Annotated in this window: 15 protein-coding genes; 6 read left to right on the forward strand and 9 right to left on the reverse strand. The window is 60.6% G+C overall.

What is annotated here, in order from left to right:
• The first annotated feature begins 2 nt into the window (after positions 1-2).
• On the forward strand, positions 3-2,255 hold the full coding sequence (locus tag ACMX25_RS06540; protein WP_414948731.1) for a polysaccharide biosynthesis tyrosine autokinase: 2,253 nt from the start codon (positions 3-5) through the stop codon (positions 2,253-2,255).
• A 125-nt stretch (positions 2,256-2,380) separates the two neighbouring features.
• Here the strand turns inward: ACMX25_RS06540 and ACMX25_RS06545 are convergent, their stop codons facing one another.
• Positions 2,381-2,527 (reverse strand): MFS transporter small subunit, encoded by a 147-nt coding sequence (locus ACMX25_RS06545; protein WP_299701930.1) that lies wholly within the window; start codon positions 2,525-2,527, stop codon positions 2,381-2,383.
• A 47-nt stretch (positions 2,528-2,574) separates the two neighbouring features.
• A complete protein-coding gene (locus tag ACMX25_RS06550) occupies positions 2,575-3,972 on the reverse strand; it encodes an L-lactate MFS transporter (protein WP_414948733.1) in 1,398 nt (465 codons plus the stop codon).
• 780 nt (positions 3,973-4,752) lie between these two features.
• Between ACMX25_RS06550 and ACMX25_RS06555 the strand changes: the two genes are divergently transcribed.
• Positions 4,753-5,574, forward strand: a complete 822-nt coding sequence (locus ACMX25_RS06555; RefSeq protein WP_414948735.1) for an alpha/beta fold hydrolase — start codon at positions 4,753-4,755, stop codon at positions 5,572-5,574.
• A 45-nt stretch (positions 5,575-5,619) separates the two neighbouring features.
• Here the strand turns inward: ACMX25_RS06555 and ACMX25_RS06560 are convergent, their stop codons facing one another.
• The 5 genes from ACMX25_RS06560 to ACMX25_RS06580 form a co-directional block, all read right to left on the reverse strand.
• Complete coding sequence (locus tag ACMX25_RS06560; RefSeq protein ID WP_414948736.1) at positions 5,620-6,729, reverse strand: MraY family glycosyltransferase; 1,110 nt, start codon at positions 6,727-6,729, stop codon at positions 5,620-5,622.
• 86 nt (positions 6,730-6,815) lie between these two features.
• On the reverse strand, positions 6,816-7,850 hold the full coding sequence (gene galE, locus ACMX25_RS06565; protein WP_414948737.1) for a UDP-glucose 4-epimerase GalE: 1,035 nt from the start codon (positions 7,848-7,850) through the stop codon (positions 6,816-6,818).
• A 23-nt stretch (positions 7,851-7,873) separates the two neighbouring features.
• Positions 7,874-9,025, reverse strand: a complete 1,152-nt coding sequence (locus ACMX25_RS06570; protein ID WP_414948739.1) for a glycosyltransferase family 4 protein — start codon at positions 9,023-9,025, stop codon at positions 7,874-7,876.
• A gap of 63 nt (positions 9,026-9,088) precedes the next feature.
• Positions 9,089-9,901, reverse strand: coding sequence for a glycosyltransferase (locus ACMX25_RS06575; protein WP_414948740.1), 813 nt, complete (start codon positions 9,899-9,901; stop codon positions 9,089-9,091).
• On the reverse strand, positions 9,898-11,154 hold the full coding sequence (locus ACMX25_RS06580; protein WP_414948741.1) for an oligosaccharide flippase family protein: 1,257 nt from the start codon (positions 11,152-11,154) through the stop codon (positions 9,898-9,900). Before ACMX25_RS06580 ends, ACMX25_RS06575 begins: the two co-directional genes overlap by 4 nt.
• A 639-nt stretch (positions 11,155-11,793) precedes the next feature.
• Here ACMX25_RS06580 and ACMX25_RS06585 point away from each other — a divergent pair.
• The 4 genes from ACMX25_RS06585 (at position 11,794) to waaA (ending at position 17,382) form a co-directional block, all read left to right on the forward strand.
• Complete coding sequence (locus tag ACMX25_RS06585) at positions 11,794-13,209, forward strand: phosphomannomutase/phosphoglucomutase (protein WP_414948743.1); 1,416 nt, start codon at positions 11,794-11,796, stop codon at positions 13,207-13,209.
• Between the two features lie 536 nt (positions 13,210-13,745).
• Positions 13,746-14,750 (forward strand): lipopolysaccharide heptosyltransferase I, encoded by a 1,005-nt coding sequence (gene waaC, locus ACMX25_RS06590; protein ID WP_414948745.1) that lies wholly within the window; start codon positions 13,746-13,748, stop codon positions 14,748-14,750.
• A gap of 327 nt (positions 14,751-15,077) precedes the next feature.
• Positions 15,078-15,962 (forward strand): Kdo hydroxylase family protein, encoded by an 885-nt coding sequence (locus ACMX25_RS06595; RefSeq protein ID WP_414948746.1) that lies wholly within the window; start codon positions 15,078-15,080, stop codon positions 15,960-15,962.
• Between the two features lie 94 nt (positions 15,963-16,056).
• Positions 16,057-17,382, forward strand: a complete 1,326-nt coding sequence (gene waaA, locus ACMX25_RS06600; protein ID WP_414948748.1) for a lipid IV(A) 3-deoxy-D-manno-octulosonic acid transferase — start codon at positions 16,057-16,059, stop codon at positions 17,380-17,382.
• 18 nt (positions 17,383-17,400) lie between these two features.
• On the opposite strand, the gene ACMX25_RS06605 is transcribed toward waaA, so the two are convergent.
• Entirely contained in the window at positions 17,401-18,612 is a 1,212-nt protein-coding gene (locus ACMX25_RS06605) for a glycosyltransferase (protein WP_414948749.1), read from the reverse strand.
• Positions 18,613-18,796: 184 nt separating this feature from the next.
• The gene (gene ureG, locus ACMX25_RS06610) at positions 18,797-19,447 is read right to left on the reverse strand and encodes an urease accessory protein UreG (RefSeq protein WP_414948751.1); all 651 of its coding nucleotides are present in this window, start codon (positions 19,445-19,447) and stop codon (positions 18,797-18,799) included.
• Positions 19,448-19,450 lie beyond the last annotated feature (3 nt).

Raw genomic sequence — 19,450 nt, forward strand, 5'->3', positions numbered from 1 at the left:
AAATGGCCATGAACTTTGAAAGCCGCTATACGGACGTAGTGCCGAGGGGTAGGAAATTCCGGTTATCCGGCTATCTCGCGGCCATCGTGAGAAGCTGGCGGATCATTGTCATGGCCGCGCTCATTGGCGGGTTGGCCGGCGCTATATATGCGTTTTTCGCGTCGCCCGTCTACAGGGCAGACGCAATTATTCAGGTTACCGAATCGAATCAGCAAGACAATGGCGGTGGCAATGCTAATGCAATGCCAGCAGTCTCGCAGATGTCCAATTCGCGCTCGACGACGGCGGCCGAGATCGAGTTGCTGCGCTCCCGGGCCAGCATTGAGGACACGGTGAAGAAGCTGCATCTTGATATCTCGGCGCGCCCGCATTACTTCCCGGTCATTGGCGCCGCAATCGGCGGCTTCATCCACTCGCTCCATACACGCGATGGCCAGCCGCTGGCTCCATGGTTATCGAGCTTTACCTCGAGCTTTGCCTCGGGTGCCGAAGACATCTCTGTGTCGAAATTCGACACGCCAAAAAATCTCTATAACAAGAATTTGACGCTGACCGCCACCGGCGCTGGCGAGTATCTGCTGTCTGACCCGGACGGCGTCGAGATCCTGCGCGGCACGGTAGGCCATGAAGCAAAAGGGGCGGGCGCGTTCGGTGACGTGACGCTGCTGGTCGACAGGATGACGGGCAAACCCGGTTCGACGTTCGAGCTATCGCGGGCGTCCACGCTGGATACGGTGGCCGCACTGCAACGCCGCTTGTCTGTTGTTGAAACCGCGTTGCATTCCGGCGTTGTCCAGATGAGCCTGGAAGGTCAGGATAGCGAACTGATTGCGAAGACGGTAAACGATATCGTCAGCCGTTTCGTGCAGCAGGATCTCGATACGCGGTCCACGGAAGTCGGCAAGACGCTTGCGTTCCTGGAGCAGCAACTGCCGCAGGTGCGCGCACAACTGCATGCGGCTGAGGCAAGCTACAAGACGTTTCGCAGCACCTCAGGCGTTGTCGACGTGAACGAAGGAAACCGGCTCTTGCTGCAGCAGGCGGTCGACAACAAGACGAAACTGCTTGGGCTCCAGCAGCAACGCGCGGAACTCTCGCAGCGCTTCACGTCGAGCTATCCGGCGGTGGCTGCGCTGGACGCGCAGATCGCCGCAGTGACGAAAGCGCAAGAAGCAGTGACAAAAAGTTTTTCGGTATTGCCGGATACGGAGCAAGACGCGGCGCGTCTGTCGCGTGATGTCCGAGCCAACACCGAGCTCTACGCCAATCTGCAGAACAAGATCCAGGACCTCCGCATGGCGAAGGCCGGACAGGTGGGCAACGTACGCGTTGTCGATTTTGCCGAAGCGCCTGACAGCCCGGTCCGTCCCAAGCGCCTGACTGCAATACTGTTCAGTACCGCTGGCGGACTGATGCTTGGCATCCTCCTGGCCTTCGCCCGCAAGTCGGTATATGGCGGTGTCGAACGTCCGGAAGAAATCGAGGACGCAGTGGGTGTGCGGGTGTTCGCCATCGTGCCGCGCAGCACTCAGCAGCTTCGCCTGCAACAAAAGGTCAGTACGCGCACTCAGGGGCTTCACGTGCTCGCCTCGACGTCGCCCGAAGACGCTGCGGTCGAAGGGATGCGCGGCTTGCGCACCTCGCTGCAATTGCAGATGGCCGATTCCCGCAACAACGTGCTGATGCTGACGGGCTCGCGTCCGAATGCCGGCAAGTCGTTCGTCTCGGTGAATCTGGCGACACTCGTTGCATCGACGAGAAAACGTGTCCTGCTGATCGACGGCGATATGCGCCGCGGCGATGTGCACTCGCATTTCGGCGTGCGTCACGCGCCGGGTTTATCGGACGTCTTGATGGGCTCGGATATTGAAGCGGCGCTGTTGCACGACGTGTCGCCCGGCGTGGACTTGCTGACGAAAGGCTCGTTGCCGGTACATCCGTCGGAGCTGCTGATGAGCGACCGGATGCAGGAAGTGCTGGATTATCTCAAGCTGCGCTACGACCTCGTCATCATCGATACCCCGCCAGTCCTCGCTGTCACGGATTCCACGCTGATCGGCCGGCACGCCGGCACGAGCTTGCTCGTGGTGCGGCACGGATTCAACCAGGTGGAGGAGATAAACGAAACCGTGAAGCGCTTGAATCTCGGTGGCGTGAGCATGAAAGGCATCTTGCTGACCGATGTACCGCAATCGAAACTGATGTCGGGCAGCGCTTATACCAGCTACTACAACTACGAAAGCATTCCGGGATAACGCCGGCACTCGCAAGAGGGTGTGCGAGCCGTCAAAGAATAGAACCGAAATAAAAAACGCCGGCTTTGCAAGAGCCGGCGTTTTCGTTTGATCGACGCAATGCAATCGCGCCGATGCCTTCAGCTTCATTGAAACAGCTTGGTCGCCTGGACGAGGGTGTTGATCACGCCCCATGCAAGCGGCACGATTGCGTAGATCCAGAACACGCCGAGCAGCAGCTTGTTGGTCGGATGCGCGTCCAGCTCGCGGTTCAGGTTGGTGTTGGTGTTCATCGCATTCTCCGCACTTTGAATAGGTTCAGTGGATTTATTCAGTGGACTCAATCCGCCGCGAGTGCGGTCGCGCTCATGTGATGTTTCTCATGCACGCGCTTCACCAGCAAGTTGCAGACAAAGCCGATCACCAACAGACCCGCCATGATGTGCAGCGTCGTGGTGTAGGCCTCCGCTTTCACCACGCCATGCGCCACTTCATACGCGCGAATGTAGTTCACCAGCACGGGACCCGCGATACCGGCCGCAGCCCACGCGGTCAGCAGGCGTCCGTGAATGCCGCCCACGAATTTCGTGCCGAACATATCAGCGAGATAGGCCGGGACGGTCGCGAAACCTCCACCGTACATGGAGAGAATCACGCAATACGACAGCACGAAGAGCGCAACGTTACCGCTCTGCGCAAATTGCGGCACCAGCAGATACAGCACAGCACCGAGCACGAAGAAAACGAAGTAGGTGTTCTTGCGCCCGATCCAGTCCGATGCCGATGCCCACACGAAACGACCACCCATGTTGAAGAGCGAGAGCAGGCCGACGAAACCGGCTGCCGCAGCTGCCGTGATCGATGTCTTGAAGCTCTCCTGGATCATCACCGACGCTTGGCCCAACACGCCAATGCCGGCCGTCACGTTGAGGAACAGCACCAGCCAGATCAGGTAGAACTGCGGCGTCTTCAACGCCTGGTCGATATGCACGTGGTTGCGCGTGATCATCTTGTTGCCGTTGGTCACCGGCGGCGTCCAGCCTGCCGGCGTCCAGTTCGCACGCGGGACGCGGATGGCGAGTGCGCCGATCGACATCGAGATGAAATAGACAATGCCCAAAACCACGAAGGTCTCGGTCACGCCGTTGCTGGTTGCGCTTTTGAAGTGGTTCATCAACGCGACCGAGGCGGGCGCCGCGATCATTGCACCGCCGCCGAAGCCCATGATCGCCATGCCAGTCGCCATGCCGCGCCGGTCAGGAAACCAGCGGATCAGGGTAGAAACCGGAGACACGTAACCGAGCCCCAGCCCGATCCCGCCGATCACGCCGTAGCCGAGGTAGACCAGCACGATCTGATGCAAATGGATACCGAGCGCCGCCACCAGGAAACCGCCGCCGAAGCAGCAGGCCGCGGTAAACATGGTGCGCCGCGGCCCGACCTTCTCCAGCCATTTGCCGGCAAATGCCGCCGACAACCCGAGAAACACGATGGCCAGCGAGAAGATCCAGCCGAGCGTGGTCAGCGACCAGTCGTCCGGGGATGATTGCGTGATGCCGATCACCCGTGTGAGCGGCGCGTTGAAAACAGAAAACGCGTAAGCCTGACCAATACAAAGATGCACCGCTAACGCGGCGGGCGGGACCATCCAGCGCGAAAATCCAGGTTTTGCGACGGTTGCTTCTTTAGAAAAAAAACCGGGTGAATCTGAAATTGAACTGCCGGTGTGAGAGCTCATTGTGGGTCTCCAAGCTGGTTTATTTGCGCTGTTTATCGTTTGCTTTTTTATAGACGAACTTCAATAACCTCTTGGCAGCGCTGCCGAGAAGTTGCTCAATCGTCGTAGCATGATTTGTACGAAGGACGGACGAAAAACGGAGGTGAATATATGACGTGTCATTTCATAAACTGAACTTACCGATACTCCCCTCCCACCATAATTAAGGCACCGTACAGATGCAATAGGATATCTTCAGACATAAGCAATTATACCTATAGGGCATTCCATGCTTCCAGCGTTTTGGCCATTCCGAATGAGTAAAAACAGGAGTTTTCAATACTCTTCAGGTAAAGACAGGTAATAACGGCTATAGCATTAGTTTTCCGGCGCGATAAACCAGATCGATCGATGCAATTAGATAATTTGCGTGTTTCTACGGATTTCACTTACTGCTAGACGCAGAAAGCAGGCTCGGAGCATTGGAGAAGTGCGGTAAAAGCGGCGAAAACCGAGGCGCGCGGATGCGGTCACGCGCGTCGTCTATCAGACGATTCCAGCCAAGTCTTTGCGATGCCATTTTCGTCGGCTACCCTGTAGAACAGCCGTGTTCTGAACCGGCCTCACATCCATTTTCTTGCCGTTTCATACTATCAATCGAAGCTTGGAGCAACAGCATGAAGCGCGCAGGATTACACGGCGGAGGCGCAGGAACCTCCGCCATACCCCACGCGTTGCGCCCACGCTGAAGGTGCTGGTCAGCGGGCGTAGCGCGTTATCTCACCTTAAGGAGCACGTTCGATGAGCACGATCAAGACGAAGGACGGCACGGAAATTTTCTACAAGGATTGGGGTACCGGCAAGACAGTGGTGTTCTCGCACGGATGGCCGCTCGATGCCGACGCGTGGGACGCTCAAATGTTGTTCATGGTCCAGAAGGGTTATCGGGTCATCGCGCATGATCGTCGGGGACATGGGCGTTCAGGCCAGCCGGGCCAGGGCAACGACATGGACACCTACGCCGACGACCTGGCCGCGGTGCTCGACGCGCTCGACGTGAAGGACGCCATGCTGGTGGGCCATTCTACGGGCGGTGGCGAGGTCGCGCGTTATATCGGGCGGCATGGGACCGGGCGGGTATCGAAGGCTGTATTGATCGGGGCCGTGCCGCCGATCATGCTGAAGACGGAAGCCAACCCGGGCGGCTTGCCGAGAGACGTATTCGATGGAATCCGCGCAGGCGTGGCCGCCGACCGGTCGCAGTTCTACAAGGATCTGGCGCTGCCGTTCTTCGGCTACAACCGCGATAACGCCAAGAAATCGCAAGGCGTGATCGACAACTTCTGGGCGCAGGGAATGTTGGGCGGGATCCTCGGGCACTACCTGTGCATCAAGGAATTCTCGGAAGTCGACTACACGGAAGACCTGAAGAAATTCGATGTCCCGACCCTGATCCTGCACGGCGACGACGACCAGATCGTGCCGATAGATGCCGCCGGAAAACTATCGGCAAAGATCGTCAAGAATGCGACGCTCAAGGTGTATCCGGGCGGTGCGCACGGCATGTGCGTGGTCGAGGCTGACAAGGTGAACGCGGACTTGCTCGCGTTCGCATCGAGCTAAAAAAGAGTCGCGCCGGTCAAGAACATCTGGCCGGCGCGGGAACCGTTATTTCTTCACCGGATGAGCGCGCCGGAACACCATCCATCGTGGTGATTTGAAGCGGACGATGCTGACGTACAGCCACACGTAGGTGAACGCAAACACCACGACAAAGCAGAATAGATGCAACGTATGCCGCCAGAACAGTGTGGCGGGAATGACGGCAACCAGACACAGCAACCACAAATACGGCGACGTCAGCGAGTTGCGCCGCGTGATTTCGCGCGCGTTCTGCGCACCGACGGCCCAGCGCATCAAGCGCTTGTAAACCAGCATATGCAGATGCACGCCATCGGGAATCCCGGGTGAGATCCCGCGAATAAACTTCTTCCGATAGATCGAGAAACATGTCTCGAAGATCGGGTACATGAACAGCAGCACCGGGAACCACGCTGAGACATCGCGATTGCGCATCACGAGCATGATGGACAATTCGGCGAGCATGAAGCCGATGAAATACGCGCCGCCATCGCCGAGAAAAATCAGGCCGGCGGGGAAGTTCCAGATGAAGAAGCCCATCACCGCGCCCATCATGATCAGCGAGGCGGACAAGACCACCGCGTCGTGAACCTGGAACGCCACGTACGCCAGCGACGCGAACATCATGAACGCGACCATGGACGCGAGTCCGTTGAAGCCATCGATGATATTGATCGCATTCGCCAAAGCCGCCACCGCCACCACGGTCACGAGACACGAGATCACGCCGTAGGTCAGCAGGAAGTCGAGCGGCGGAACGCTGATACGCGTGACCGCAATTCCCAGTAGAAAGTACGCAAGCGCAGCCGCGGCCATCGTGCAAACGAGGCGCACGACCGGCGTGACGCGCTTGGTCAGGTCCTCGACGAGGCCGGAGAAGAAAGCCGGCATCCCGCACGCAACAACGGCGAGAATTCCACTCGATACAACGGGATAAGTCCATCGAAGCTGCACTGCAGAGACGGCGAGCCCGACGAGGATTCCGACCCCGCCGACACGAGGCACGGACCGCGCGTGAAACTTCTGCACGCCGGCGAAATCGCTATCGCCGGAAAGCCCCTCGTGCAAATGGGCAAACCGCACGATCAACAGCGTGATGAATAGCGAAACGAGAAAACCGAGCGCAAAACTGAGCATGAAAAATGAGCCACTAAAAGAACGCTTCAGGCCGGGCCGCGTAGGCGCGGACTGAAGTTAAACCAGGCCGCGCCTGAACCAGAACGTCAGGCAAAACCCCGCGGGTTCTGCGACTGCCAGCGCCAATGATCGACGCACATCCGCTCGATGCCGTGTTCCGCTTGCCAGCCAAGCAGCTTCGCGGCAGCAGCCGGATCGGCGAAACATTCGGCGATGTCACCCGGACGCCGCGCGACGAGTTCATACGGCACGGGCTTGCCCGACGCCGCTTCGAACGCCTTCACCACGTCCAGCACGCTATAACCCTGACCGGTGCCCAGGTTCACGACAAAGCTGCTGTCGAGCGACTCCAGCGCGTCGAGCGCCTTGATGTGGCCACGCGCCAGATCGACCACGTGAATGTAGTCGCGCACGCCGGTACCGTCGTGAGTCGCGTAATCACTGCCGAAAATTCGCAGGCGCTCCAGCTTGCCCACGGCCACTTGCGCGACATACGGCATCAGGTTGTTTGGTACGCCCGCTGGATCTTCACCGATCAAGCCGCTTTCATGCGCGCCGACCGGATTGAAGTAACGCAACGTAGCAATGCGCCACGCTGCATCGGAGATTTCCAGGTCGCGCAAGACCTGCTCGGCGATCAACTTCGATTGCCCGTAGGGGTTCGTTGCCGACAGCGGGAAGTTTTCATCGATAGGCACGCTCTTCGGCACGCCATACACCGTCGCCGACGAGCTGAAGACGATCTTCTTCACGCCACGCGCGCGCATGGTGTCGAGCAGCACGAGCAGGCTATCCATGTTGTTGCGGTAATACTCGATCGGTTTCGCCACCGATTCGCCCACCGATTTCAACGCGGCGAAATGGATCGCGCCGGTGATCGCGTGTTCATCGAAAATGCGGGCGAGGGTGGTTTCATCGCGGACATCGGCTTCGTAGAATGCCAACGTCTTGCCGGTAATCTGCTCCACGCGTTTCAGCGATTCAGCGTTGCTGTTCACGAGGTTGTCGATCACGACAACGCCGTAACCCGCATTGAGCAATTCGACGCAAGTATGCGAGCCGATAAACCCGGCGCCGCCCGTCACGAGGATCGTGCCCTTCGCGCTTGTGTGACCAGTCATGAATAACGCTCCCGGAGGATGATTTAGAGTGAAACGCCGGTAATCGCGCGTATTGTGCCTTTATAACGCTCGATGACCGCGTTTTCGTCGAATTCGCGCGCCACCTTGGCACGGCCCGCCGCGCCCATTTCAGCGCGCGCCGCGTAGCTCGACAGCAGCAGGCGTTCGAGTTGCTGCGCGAGGCTGTCGGCGCTTTTTACATCGCAGAGCAGGCCCGTCACGCCGTTTTCGACGACTTCGCGGCAGCCGGGGACATCGGTGGCGACAATCGGGCGGCCCATTGCCGACGCCTCCATCAAGGTCCGCGGGATGCCTTCGCGATACGACGGCAGCACCACGCAATCCGCATTGCAAATAAACGCACGGACGTCCTCCGCCTCGCCGAGATAATCGATGACCCCTTCGCGCTGCCAGGCCTGCACTTTGTCGAGCGTGATGGCGCTGGGGTTGTCGACGCCCACGGGCCCGAGCAACTGGAACCGCGCGTACGGATATTTTTCGCGCAGCCGGCGGGCTGCATCGACGTATTCCGCGACGCCTTTATCCCACAGCAGACGGCCAATTAAAACGAAAAAAAAGCCTTCCGTCTGCGGGTTGGAGCGCGGTAGCGGCTGAAAAGCGTAGTCGCCGAGATCGACGCCTTCCCCGTGCAGCAGGCGCGCGCGTTCCGGATGCACCAGCAGGTCCTGGTCGATGAACGCCTGCCGGTCGTCCTGGTTCAGGAACCACACTTCGCGCGGAAACCGGAACGCGAACCGGTAAAGCCGCTTCGCCACACTCGCCGTCCGGCTCTTCTGGATGAATACGTAGCCGAGGCCCGTGGTGACGGCAATGGACGGAACGCCCGCGAGTTTTGCGGCGATCGAACCGTAGATGTTCGGTTTGATCGTGTAGTGAAACACCATGTGCGGCCGGGTTGCCCGGTACTCCCGATACAGCGCGGCGAGCGTCTTCAGGTCATCGCGGGGATTGGTGCTTTTCGACGATACCGGCAGCTCCACGCATCGGCAGCCCATTTCTTCGAGCGGCGCGAAGGTCCGGTCGCGCGGCGCGATCACCGAGACCTCCGCGCCGCGTTCGATCAGCATCCGCAGCAAGCCGCGCCGGTAGGTGTAGATCGCCCACGCGGTGTTGCAGACGAGGGCAATGCGAAGGCGGGATTTCTCAGCGTTCATTCGATAAGTTTCAGATACGGTATGTCAGGCGCTGGATGAAAGATCGAAGGCAAAAGTACGGCGTTACGCGTTAAACAAGCGTGTTTTCAAAGCGCGCAACGCGCCGTAAGGCAGCATCAAATGCGCAAGATTCTTCGCCACGCCGAGCCAGTCCGGCAGGTTCGTCAAACGCATGTATTTCAGTTGCAGCCGCAGCGTGGACAGCGTTTGGATACGCCGTTTCGTCGCGCTGATGCCTTGCTCGTTCAGTTCGTAATACACGCCAAACTCGGGCAGATTCGCGCAATCGTGGTCTTGCATCAGGCGCAGGAGCAGGTCGAGATCCTCGGCCGCGCGATACGCCGCGCGATAGTTGCCGGCGTTCATCACGTCGGTGACGCGCAGCATTATCGTGGGATGGGAGAAGCAGGATCGCAGCAGTACGACGCGGCGAATTGCGGCCGGTTCGGCAGGCGGACGAAGGTCGAACAGCGGCGCGCCCTCCGTGTTCACCACGTGCGTCCACATGCCGAGCGCCGCCGTGTCTGGATGCGCTTCCATATAAGCGCGCTGCTTTTCGAGCCGATACGGCGTTGCCAGATCGCCGGCATCAATGCGCGCCGCGTACTTGACGCCGCGTTCCGCCAGCGCGGCGACGCCCGTCTGCAGCGCCAGCTCGATACCGCCGTTGCGCGGCATGCGCAGCACATCGATTACGAGGTTCGCCACCGGCGGCGCGACGATGGGCGGCAGGCTGCCGTCATCGACGATCAGCACGCGCACCGGCGCCCGCTCCCGGAGCGACGCCAGCGTGCGCACCAGGTCGTGCTGCGCGTTGAACACCGGGATCAGCACGGTGACGTCGTCGAGCGTCGGAGAAGGTGAGTAGGTGCTCATACCCGCAGCCTGAAGCGGATGTAATAGAAATTGACCGACGCCGCCGCGAGATATCCCGCTGCCAGCCCGATCAGCGCGCCGTAGCTGCCCATGCGCGGTATCGCGATCAGGTTCACGGCAAAAGCCACCGTCAGCGCCAGCAGCCACTTCGCAAGCAACACGAATTTCGCCTGGTATTTAAGCACGACGAGGTTCCCGATCGCTTCAATACCGGCCGGCACCGAGAGCCACACCGCCCAGCGGAAAATGCTGATCGATTCGGTGTAAGCCGGCCCGAACACGCGCGAGATGATGAAACCCGCGAGCAGGTCGAGCACGATTGCGCCGCCGATCATGAGCGCCGCCGTCATCGCGATCAGGCGGCCGACGTTGCGTTTCAGTTTCGCCGCATCGTGCACGCGATACACGAACGCCGGCGCAATCGTCTGCGCGAGCATCAGCGCGAGCGTGATCCAGTTTTCGTTGAGTTGCTGCGCGGCGGAATACCGGCCGAGATCGGCGAACGAAATATGGCGTTCGAGCATGAGCCGGTCGAGCTTCAGGAACAGATACATACAAATGAGGCCGAGCCAGAACACCGTGCCGGCGCTCGCGAAATGGCGGAACAGCGAGCGGTCGATGTGCCAGCCGAGCTTGCCGCCGTGTCGATGCATGTAATACAGCATCAACACTCCGCCGATGACCGCCGCTTCCAGCGCCCACAACCAGCCAAAGCTCGCCGGGCTTGCCGCTGCGCGCACGAGCACGTAGACCAGCGCGGCTTTGGCGAGCGCCGTAAGCATGCTGGTCAGCAATTGCGGTTTGCTGAACGTCATGCTTTGCAGCCACGCGTTGATCACCCCGACGAACGGTTCACGAAACAGCATGGTCACGGCGAGACCGGCGAGCATCGCGCCGACGAGGGGATCCGTGAAGCCCGCCGCAATGCCGATCCACGTCAGGATGAGCGCCGCCGCGGATACCCCCATGCGCAAGACGAATGCGCTGCCGAGCACTGTGCCGAGCTGGCCTGGCGGGCGATTCACGATGGTCGGCACGAGGATTTCCGCGCCGCAGACCCAGGTGATGGGCGAGAGGACGAGCAGCAACGTGTTCGCGTATTGCCATTTGCCGAAGACATCGGGACCGAAGTAGCGGGCGAGCAATCCGCTGATGGCGACGGCGACCGCGATTTGCGTCAGCCGTTCGAGACCCAGCCAGACGATATTCGCCAGCGCCTTGGCGACGTCGGGGTTCTTGATCCGGCTCAGCATCCGCGGACGGCGCCTGACGTGTTAATAGCCATAGGCATGGCGCTTGCGGTAAAACAGGCGCCCGGGCTGGCGGCAATCCTTACCTTCGAGCGGCGGGGGAGCCTGTCTAGACCCGTCAACCCACGCGCGGTTTTCCGCCATTTGGTGCGACGTTTGTACTCTGTGGTGAAAAAGCGTCCGGCCATTGGATTAGAATATTTGCGCAGGTCCGCGCGGAAAGACTGCGATTATAGGTGCGAACAGTGCGCGCAACTGCGTGGTTGATGCTTGATCTACGCGTGGACGAAGCTTGCCGAGGGGGCGCCAAGGAGTCTTCGAAGCGGGCGTGACGAGTATTGGGACCGTGCGCGACGAATTTCTTTCGTTATTTTTCGCGTGTTGGTCCGGTATCGTTTCTGGCCGCTCGTGCGTTAGGCGAGTTCGTTGGGCGAGGTGGTCGGGCGAGGTGGTCGGGCGAGTTAGGCGGCGAGCTCACCGAGTTGTGGGGTCAGTCAATTCGCGAATTATTTCCGCACCGAGGCCGGGAGAGTCGAATCAGGTTTTATTGTTGGGCGCAGGTCTGTATCAAGGGGTCTCCGTGACCCGGGACGCTTCGGGATGCCCCGGAACCATTTAAATTATTAGTCAGGTAGCCATTCCATGAGCCAGTCACCGCAAGTACCCGTTACCCAGTCCATTTTCAAGGCTTACGACATTCGCGGGATCGTGGGCAAAACCGTCGATGCCGGCGTCGCGCGCAAGATCGGCCGCGCATTTGGCAGCGAGATCAGGAAGCAAGGCGGCGACTCGGTCGTCGTGGCCCGTGATGGCCGTCTGTCAGGTCCGGAGTTGGTTGGCGCGCTTGCAGACGGGCTGCGTGAAGCCGGCGTGGACGTAGTCGACTTGGGCATGGTGCCTACGCCCGTGGGTTATTTCGGCGCCAGCGTGCCGCTCGCGTTGCCTTCAGGCGAGCGCAGCGTCGATTCGTGCATCGTGGTGACGGGAAGTCACAATCCGCCCGACTACAACGGTTTCAAGATGGTCCTGCGCGGCGCCGCGATCTATGGCGACCAGATCCAGGCGTTGTATCAGCGCATTGTGAATGACGACTTCACGAGCGGCGAGGGCACATACACCGAATACGATATCCAGCAGGTCTACCTTGACCGGATCGTCAGCGACATCAAGCCTGTGCGTCCGATGAAGATCGTGCTCGATGCCGGTAACGGTGTTGCCGGCGAACTGGCGCCGCGTTTGTTCAAGGCGTTGGGATGCGAGATTGTCGAGTTGTTCACGGACATCGATGGGACGTTCCCGAATCACCATCCGGATCCGGCGCATGCGGAGAATCTGCAGGATGTGATCAAGGCGTTGAAGGAAACGGATGCGGAGATTGGTTTTGCCTTCGATGGCGACGGTGACCGTCTGGGTGTGGTGACGAAGGATGGGCAGATTATTTATCCGGATCGCCAGTTGATGTTGTTTGCGCAGGAAGTGTTGTCGCGCAACAAGGGTGGGCAGATCATTTATGACGTCAAGTGCACGCGGAATCTGGCTAAGTGGGTTCGTGACCAGGGCGGCGAGCCGGTGATGTGGAAGACGGGGCATTCGTTGGTCAAGGCGAAGCTGCGGGAAACGGGTGCGCCGTTGGCGGGTGAGATGAGCGGTCACGTGTTTTTCAAGGATCGCTGGTATGGCTTTGATGACGGCCTGTATACCGGGGCGCGGTTGCTTGAAATCCTGTCGCGGGTGGCTGATCCGAGCAAGTTGCTCAATGATTTGCCGAATTCGTTGTCGACGCCGGAGTTGCAGCTGAAGCTGAATGAGGGTGAGAATTTTGAACTGATCGCGAAGATGCAGAAGAATGCGAAGTTCACGGGTGCGGACGATGTGCTGACTATCGATGGGTTGCGGGTAGAGTATCCGGATGGTTTCGGGCTCGCGCGGTCTTCGAATACCACGCCGGTGGTGGTGATGCGGTTTGAAGCCGATAGCGAGGATGCGCTCAAGCGGATTCAGGAAGATTTTCGCCGGGTGATTTTGGCGGAGAAGGCTGACGCCAATCTGCCATTCTGAGGGTGTCCTGACTTGGGGTGGGCCGGGGTGATAGGGTTCCGTAGGTGGTGGTGGGGTTGATGCCGGGTTGCTAGGTTCTGGAATTAGCGGTCGGGTTTATTACCGGTTGCTGCTCTCGGACTTAGCGCTCTGCTAAGTTGCCTACGAGTTGGCGACGAATTGGCTAATTTCTTTATCATTGTTAGCCACAGTGCGTGGCGGACACGTCGTTTCCTTATCTAAAGCGACAAAGAAACGAAGCAAAGAAAACGCTTTCGCCGCTCTACCCTAAGTGCCCACGGAGTGCAGTTTTCATTCATAGATGCCCCAAAAGCACGGTGCTCGCCAGAGCCACGGATGTGTGAACCCCTCCTCTCGGGAATACTGACACGACCATGCTTCGCGCCGTACGCTCTCGGGCAAGCACTATTGGCCCGGCAACCCGCGCAGCCTCACACTGAGCGCCAGCGTAAAAACCACCCCATTCCCAAGCGCCAGCGGTAAACTCCGCCCCATCTCAAAATGTCCACGCGCTGTCCAATCCGACGGCGCCCACCGTGTCCAGCGTGCAAAAGATCTTGATTGTCCGGGTGTCGTCCCTAGGCGACGTCGTCCATAACATGCCGGCTATCGCCGATATCCGTCGCCTGCACCCCGATGCCCAGATCGACTGGCTAGTCGAAGAGAGCTTCGCGGATCTCGTCGAACTTGTCGACGGCGTCCGTCGCGCCATCCCGTTCTCCCTGCGGCGCTGGCGCAAACGCATCTTTTCACTTGATAACTGGCGCGAAATCCAACGCTTTCGCCGCGCCTTGGCCGCTGAAAAATACGACCTCGTCATCGACTGCCAAGGGCTCATCAAAACCGCATGGGTCGCAAGCTGGGCCCGCGGCAAGCTGGTCGGGCTCGGCAACCGCACCGACGGCGCCGGCTACGAACGGCCCGTCCGCTTCTTTTACGACAAACGCGTCCCTATCGAGCCCCGTACGCATGTGGTCGAGCGCACCCGGCAACTGGTCGCCGCCGCGCTGGGCGATCCGCGCCCGCAACCGTCCGATGCGATCGAATTTGGCATCGATACCCGCCGCGCCGCGCTGGCGTTATCTGAGGCAGGGCTGAACCTGCCCGTGCCGTACGTGGTTTTCGTCCACGCCACGTCCCGCGCCGATAAACAATGGCCCGACACCGCATGGACCGAACTCGGCCAGTCGCTGATCCGGCGCGGGGTATCGATCGTGCTTCCATGGGGCAGCGAGACCGAACGCGAAACGAGCGACAAACTGGCGAAAGAATTTGGAGCCGCCGCAGTCGTGCCGCCGAAACTCTCGCTGCCGGCAGTGGTCGGCCTGATCGACGGCGCGGCGGCAACGGTCGGCGTGGACACGGGGCTCGTGCACATCGCGGCGGCGCTGAAGCGACCGACCATCGAGTTGTACAATTTCTCGACCGCCTGGCGCACCGGCGGTTACTGGTCGCCGCGCGTGGTGAATCTGGGTAGCGCAAACCAGCACCCGACGTTGCAGCAAGTCAAAGCGGTCCTCGCAAGCTTCGGCCTGCTTTGATGCGTGGACGCAGTAGCGGTATCGGCAGCGGTAGTGGATAGAGTGAGGAAGCGGCTTCCGTGCGAAGGATGGGCTTCAATCGCCGGCGTGTTCGACGAAGTGCAAGCCGAAACCCGCGGTTGAGGTCCAGTTTGAGATTCATCAACGGCCATCCTTTCACGCGGCGTGTTTTTCAGGCGGTTGAGCGAAAATCAACGCGCTCGCCGGGCGCGACGTTTCCTCGATACGCCAATCGAAGCCAATCGAGGTTGATTGCAGCCGAAAAATGCAGCCGATCGACGATAAATCGAGCCCGCTCACTCGCTCATCCAAACAAATCGAAGGCACATGACTGAATCTCAAATTATTGAAGTTGCCTCCGCTGACTGGCAGGGCCAACAGCTTTCCGTGCCGCGCGAGGCGTTGCTGGCTGGCGTCGAGCGCGGCAAGGTCCTGTATTTCCCGCATCTGGCATTTGCCATCGAAGGTGGCGAGCGGGCGCTGCTGGACCCGAAAGTGGCTGACCCAGAGCGCAAGAACATCAGCCTTGCGCCCAACGGCGGCCCGCTCGTGGGCGTACTCGGCGACGCCGTCACGCAATCCGCCGTCCGGGCGTTGATCGCGCGATATCAGGCGAACGCACGCTCGCTGGTCGACGGCCTCTTTCCCGAATATCGCGGCAAGTTGAGGGTCGCGCCGACCAGCCTGCGGCTGCATCGCGTGGAAACGCGCGAGACGTCGTGGCGCAAGGACGACAGCCGCCTTCACGTCGATGCCTTCCCGTCGCGGCCGAATTATGGCGAGCGCATCCTGCGCGTGTTCACCAACGTCAACCCGGATGGCGCGCCGCGCGTGTGGCGCGTCGGCGAGCCGTTCGAGGACATGGCAAAACGCTTCCTGCCCGCTATCAAGGCCCCGGTTCCCGGCGCGGCGTGGCTCATGAATCTCCTGCATATCACCAAGACGCCGCGCAGCGAATACGACCACCTGATGCTCAATTTGCACGATGCAATGAAGGCCGATCTCGACTATCAAGCGAAATCGCCGCAGCAGGAGATGCCGTTTCCGCCCGGTTGCGTGTGGGTGTGTTTCTCCGATCAGACCTCACACGCGGTCATGTCCGGCCAGTACATGCTCGAGCAAACCTTCTTCCTCCCCGTCAGCGCCATGGCCCAGCCCGACTGCGCGCCGCTCGGCATCCTGCAACGCCTGAAAGGCAGGGCGCTGGTTTGAGCGCCGCGGGCGGTTGGAAGAAGGCGCCAGGCTCACGGTTGCACGTGCATGTGCACGATGAGCAATCGTCGCCGGCTTGCCGCGAGGGCGGCCAATGCTGAGACTCGTGTATCGCGCGTTATGGTGGCTCGTCGCGCCGCTCGCCGTGCTGCGCCTCTTGATCCGCTCGCGGCGGGAGCGGGGGTATCGCGAACATATTGGCGAGCGGTTTGGATTTGGTCCTGCTCGCCGCGCCGATGACCTCGCACCGTTGATCTGGGTGCATGCGGTGTCCGTTGGCGAGACGCGGGCGGCTCAGCCGCTGATCGAAGCGCTGCAGCAAGCCCACCCTGATGCCCGCATCCTGCTGACGCACATGACGCCAAGCGGCCGCGCGACCGGCGTGGAGCTATACGGCGATCGTATTTCGCGCAGCTATCTTCCCTACGATTCACCGTCGCTCGTGCGGCGGTTCCTGCGTGCATGGCGGCCGTCGCTCGGCATCGTGATGGAAACGGAAGTGTGGCCAACGCTCATCGATGAATGCAAACGCGCCGATATCCCGCTGGTGCTGACCAACGCGCGGATGTCGGCGCGCTCGTTCAAGCGCGCGGCGAAGTTCGGCAATGCAACGCGCGAAGTGTTCGGCGGTTTTACGCGCGTACTGGCGCAAACGCAGTCCGATGCGGATCGCCTGAGCGCGCTGGGCGCACGCAATGTCGCGGTGCTCGGCAACCTGAAGTTCGATATGGCCGCGCCGCCCGAACTCTACGCGCGCGGCCACGCATGGCGCGCGGCGATCGGGGATCGCCCGGTTTGGGTCGCGGCGAGCACGCGCGAGGGCGAGGAAGCGCTGGTGTTGCAGGCGTTCACCACGTTGCGGACCCGCGTGCCCGATGCGTTGCTGATCCTGGTGCCACGCCATCCGCAGCGATTCGATGAAGTGGCCGTGTTGATCGATGCCGCCGCGCAGTCCTACGTCCGGCGTACCGCGTGGGCGGGAAAGGCGGCGGCAGCGGGATCGGGAATCGATGCAGCGCCCGTCTTGCCTGCGAACGTCAACGTGCTGCTCGGCGATTCGATGGGCGAGCTGAGCGCGTATTACGCCACATCGGACCTGGCGTTTATCGGGGGGAGTTTGTTGCCGCTGGGCGGGCAGAATCTGATCGAGGCGTGTGCGGCGGGCGTTCCGGTGCTGATTGGTCCGCACACCTTCAACTTCACGCAAGCGACCAACGATGCAATCACCGAAGGCGCGGCATTGCGCGTGAGCGATCCGGCGGCATTGGCGCGCGGCCTGCAAGAACTTCTCTCCGATAAACCCCGCCGGCTCGCCATGAGCGCAGCGGCGTCGGCATTCGCGGCGAAGCATCGCGGGGCGACGCAGAGGACGGTGGCGGTGCTGGGGGCTTTGTTGCGAACGCAGGCCGAGGAGCAGTGATCCAGGCAGTAAGGGCGCCTACCCGCGCTCTTTTAGAATTCGCGTCACGCACGCCACAAACCGTTCATTGCTCGCCTCCACGCCATACGCCCGCGCCCGTTCCAGCGCTTCACGCGTAAAACCATCGCGCAGGGCATGGTCCGACAATAACCGCGACAGCGCCCCGGCCATGGCGTCTACATCGCCGATAGGAACCAGCAGTCCGAACCGGCCGTCGTCCAGAATTTCACGCGGCCCCGTCGGGCAATCGGTTGAAATCACGGGCTTGCCAAGCGCCAGCGCCTCGAGCAGCACCATCGGCATGCCTTCGTAGCGCGAGCTCAGTACCAGCGCGCTTGCGTGCGCGACCACCGCATGCGGATTGTTCCGATACCCCGTGAAATGCACGCGCTTGCCCACGCCCAGTTCCACGGCCAGCGCTTCCAGCTCGGCGCGAAATCCACCGTCGCCGACAATCACCAGATCTTCCGGCAACTCACCGCCGCCCTGCGTCCTGAGAAGCTTTGCGTAAGCGTGCAGCAAGGTCCTGTGATCCTTCTGGATCTCGTCGAGCCGCGCCACCGAAACGATGTACGGCCCCGGACACGGCGGCGGTTCCACATACGCGCCGTTCTCGCGAATCCGGTCGATATCGATCGCATTCGGCAGCACAAACACATTGCGCAGATGGCCGTCGAACAACTCGCGCGCTTCATCGGCCATTTGGTGGTTCAGCGCGGCAATGCCGTCATATCGGCCGTATTGCGCAAGCAGGCGTTTCATTTTCCGGCGCCGGCCGCCCAAACGTGCATCGAAGCTGAAATGGTTCACGCCGAGCCACGCCACGCCGAAGCGGCCGGCCAGACGACGCAGCGACATGTCGAAGTCGATGATAATGTCGTGACGCAACGCCAGCGCAGCCACACGCGCTTTCACGTAGGGGCGCACGGCGAGCGTGTTGAACACATCGCGCCCGACGCGGCCGAGCTTGCTCAGCCGATGCTCGTAGCGACGCGCCTGGAACAGGTTGAGCCAGGGTTTATCGGTGAGAATCTCGACGCTGACATCCGCGGGAACCAGCGCGCGAAAGCGCTGTTCGAACGCGGGGGACGAAAACATCACGGACAGCGTCACCGTGAAGCGCGCGCGGTCATAGATCTGCAGCCACTGGATCAACGACGATTCGATGCCGCCGTCGTTGAAATCCGCGATGTGAAACAGCACGGCAACGCGCTTGGAGGGTTGCGCCATGGGTGTCGAGGACGCTGCGGGCGACGGGTTGAGCCGCACGGCGGTGTCGCGAATGAGGAGCGTGTTGGGGCTGTCGATCAGAGGTCTCCGAAAAGCGGGCCTATGGCCGTAAAAAAGGGCAAGGCGACATGCTAACGCACTCGATCGGCCGGGAACAGTTTCTCCCCCACGCCGAAACCTGCCCTCAGACCGCCAGCAGCCCTTTCTTTTCGATAAAACGAACCACCACGTCGAGCCCTTCCAGCGCCTTCAGGTTACACATGACAAATGGCCGTTCTCCGCGCATCTTCCGGGCATCGGAGGCCATGATGTCGAGATTTGCCCCTACATACGGTGCAAGATCGATCTTGTTGATCACCAGCAGGTCGGACTTCGTGATGCCCGGACCGCCCTTGCGCGGGATTTTTTCGCCGCCTGCGACATCGATCACATAAATAGTCAGATCCGATAATTCCGGGCTGAAAGTGGCTGCCAGATTATCCCCACCCGATTCGATGAACACGATATCCGCGTCCGGGAAACGCTCGATCATCTGGTCGACGGCTTCCAGGTTGATGGATGCGTCTTCGCGGATCGCCGTGTGCGGGCAGCCGCCCGTTTCCACGCCCATGATGCGTTCGGCCGGCAACGCGCCCGCGACCGTGAGCAGGCGTTGATCTTCTTTAGTGTAGATGTCGTTGGTGATCGCGACGAGGTCGTATTTGTCGCGCATCGCCTTGCAGAGCATTTCGAGCAAGGTGGTCTTGCCTGAACCGACCGGACCTCCCACGCCCACGCGCAAGGGCGGCAGTTTCTTGGAGCGGCGGGCAGCGGCGGAATAGACAGGTGCGTTCATGGT

Source organism: Caballeronia eucalypticola (assembly GCF_047608185.1).
In the GTDB taxonomy this organism is placed as follows: Bacteria; Pseudomonadota; Gammaproteobacteria; order Burkholderiales; family Burkholderiaceae; genus Caballeronia.

Bases quoted from the DNA above. Each gene is read 5' to 3' on its own strand.
- ACMX25_RS06540 (WP_414948731.1), top strand. From the start codon at position 3: ATGGCCATGAACTTTGAAAGCCGCTATACGGACGTAGTGCCGAGGGGT.
- ACMX25_RS06545 (WP_299701930.1), bottom strand. From the start codon at position 2,527: ATGAACACCAACACCAACCTGAACCGCGAGCTGGACGCGCATCCGACC.
- ACMX25_RS06550 (WP_414948733.1), bottom strand. From the start codon at position 3,972: ATGAGCTCTCACACCGGCAGTTCAATTTCAGATTCACCCGGTTTTTTT.
- ACMX25_RS06555 (WP_414948735.1), top strand. From the start codon at position 4,753: ATGAGCACGATCAAGACGAAGGACGGCACGGAAATTTTCTACAAGGAT.
- ACMX25_RS06560 (WP_414948736.1), bottom strand. From the start codon at position 6,729: ATGCTCAGTTTTGCGCTCGGTTTTCTCGTTTCGCTATTCATCACGCTG.
- galE (WP_414948737.1), bottom strand. From the start codon at position 7,850: ATGACTGGTCACACAAGCGCGAAGGGCACGATCCTCGTGACGGGCGGC.
- ACMX25_RS06570 (WP_414948739.1), bottom strand. From the start codon at position 9,025: ATGAACGCTGAGAAATCCCGCCTTCGCATTGCCCTCGTCTGCAACACC.
- ACMX25_RS06575 (WP_414948740.1), bottom strand. From the start codon at position 9,901: ATGAGCACCTACTCACCTTCTCCGACGCTCGACGACGTCACCGTGCTG.
- ACMX25_RS06580 (WP_414948741.1), bottom strand. From the start codon at position 11,154: ATGCTGAGCCGGATCAAGAACCCCGACGTCGCCAAGGCGCTGGCGAAT.
- ACMX25_RS06585 (WP_414948743.1), top strand. From the start codon at position 11,794: ATGAGCCAGTCACCGCAAGTACCCGTTACCCAGTCCATTTTCAAGGCT.
- ACMX25_RS06595 (WP_414948746.1), top strand. From the start codon at position 15,078: ATGACTGAATCTCAAATTATTGAAGTTGCCTCCGCTGACTGGCAGGGC.
- waaA (WP_414948748.1), top strand. From the start codon at position 16,057: ATGCTGAGACTCGTGTATCGCGCGTTATGGTGGCTCGTCGCGCCGCTC.
- ACMX25_RS06605 (WP_414948749.1), bottom strand. From the start codon at position 18,612: ATGGCGCAACCCTCCAAGCGCGTTGCCGTGCTGTTTCACATCGCGGAT.
- ureG (WP_414948751.1), bottom strand. From the start codon at position 19,447: ATGAACGCACCTGTCTATTCCGCCGCTGCCCGCCGCTCCAAGAAACTG.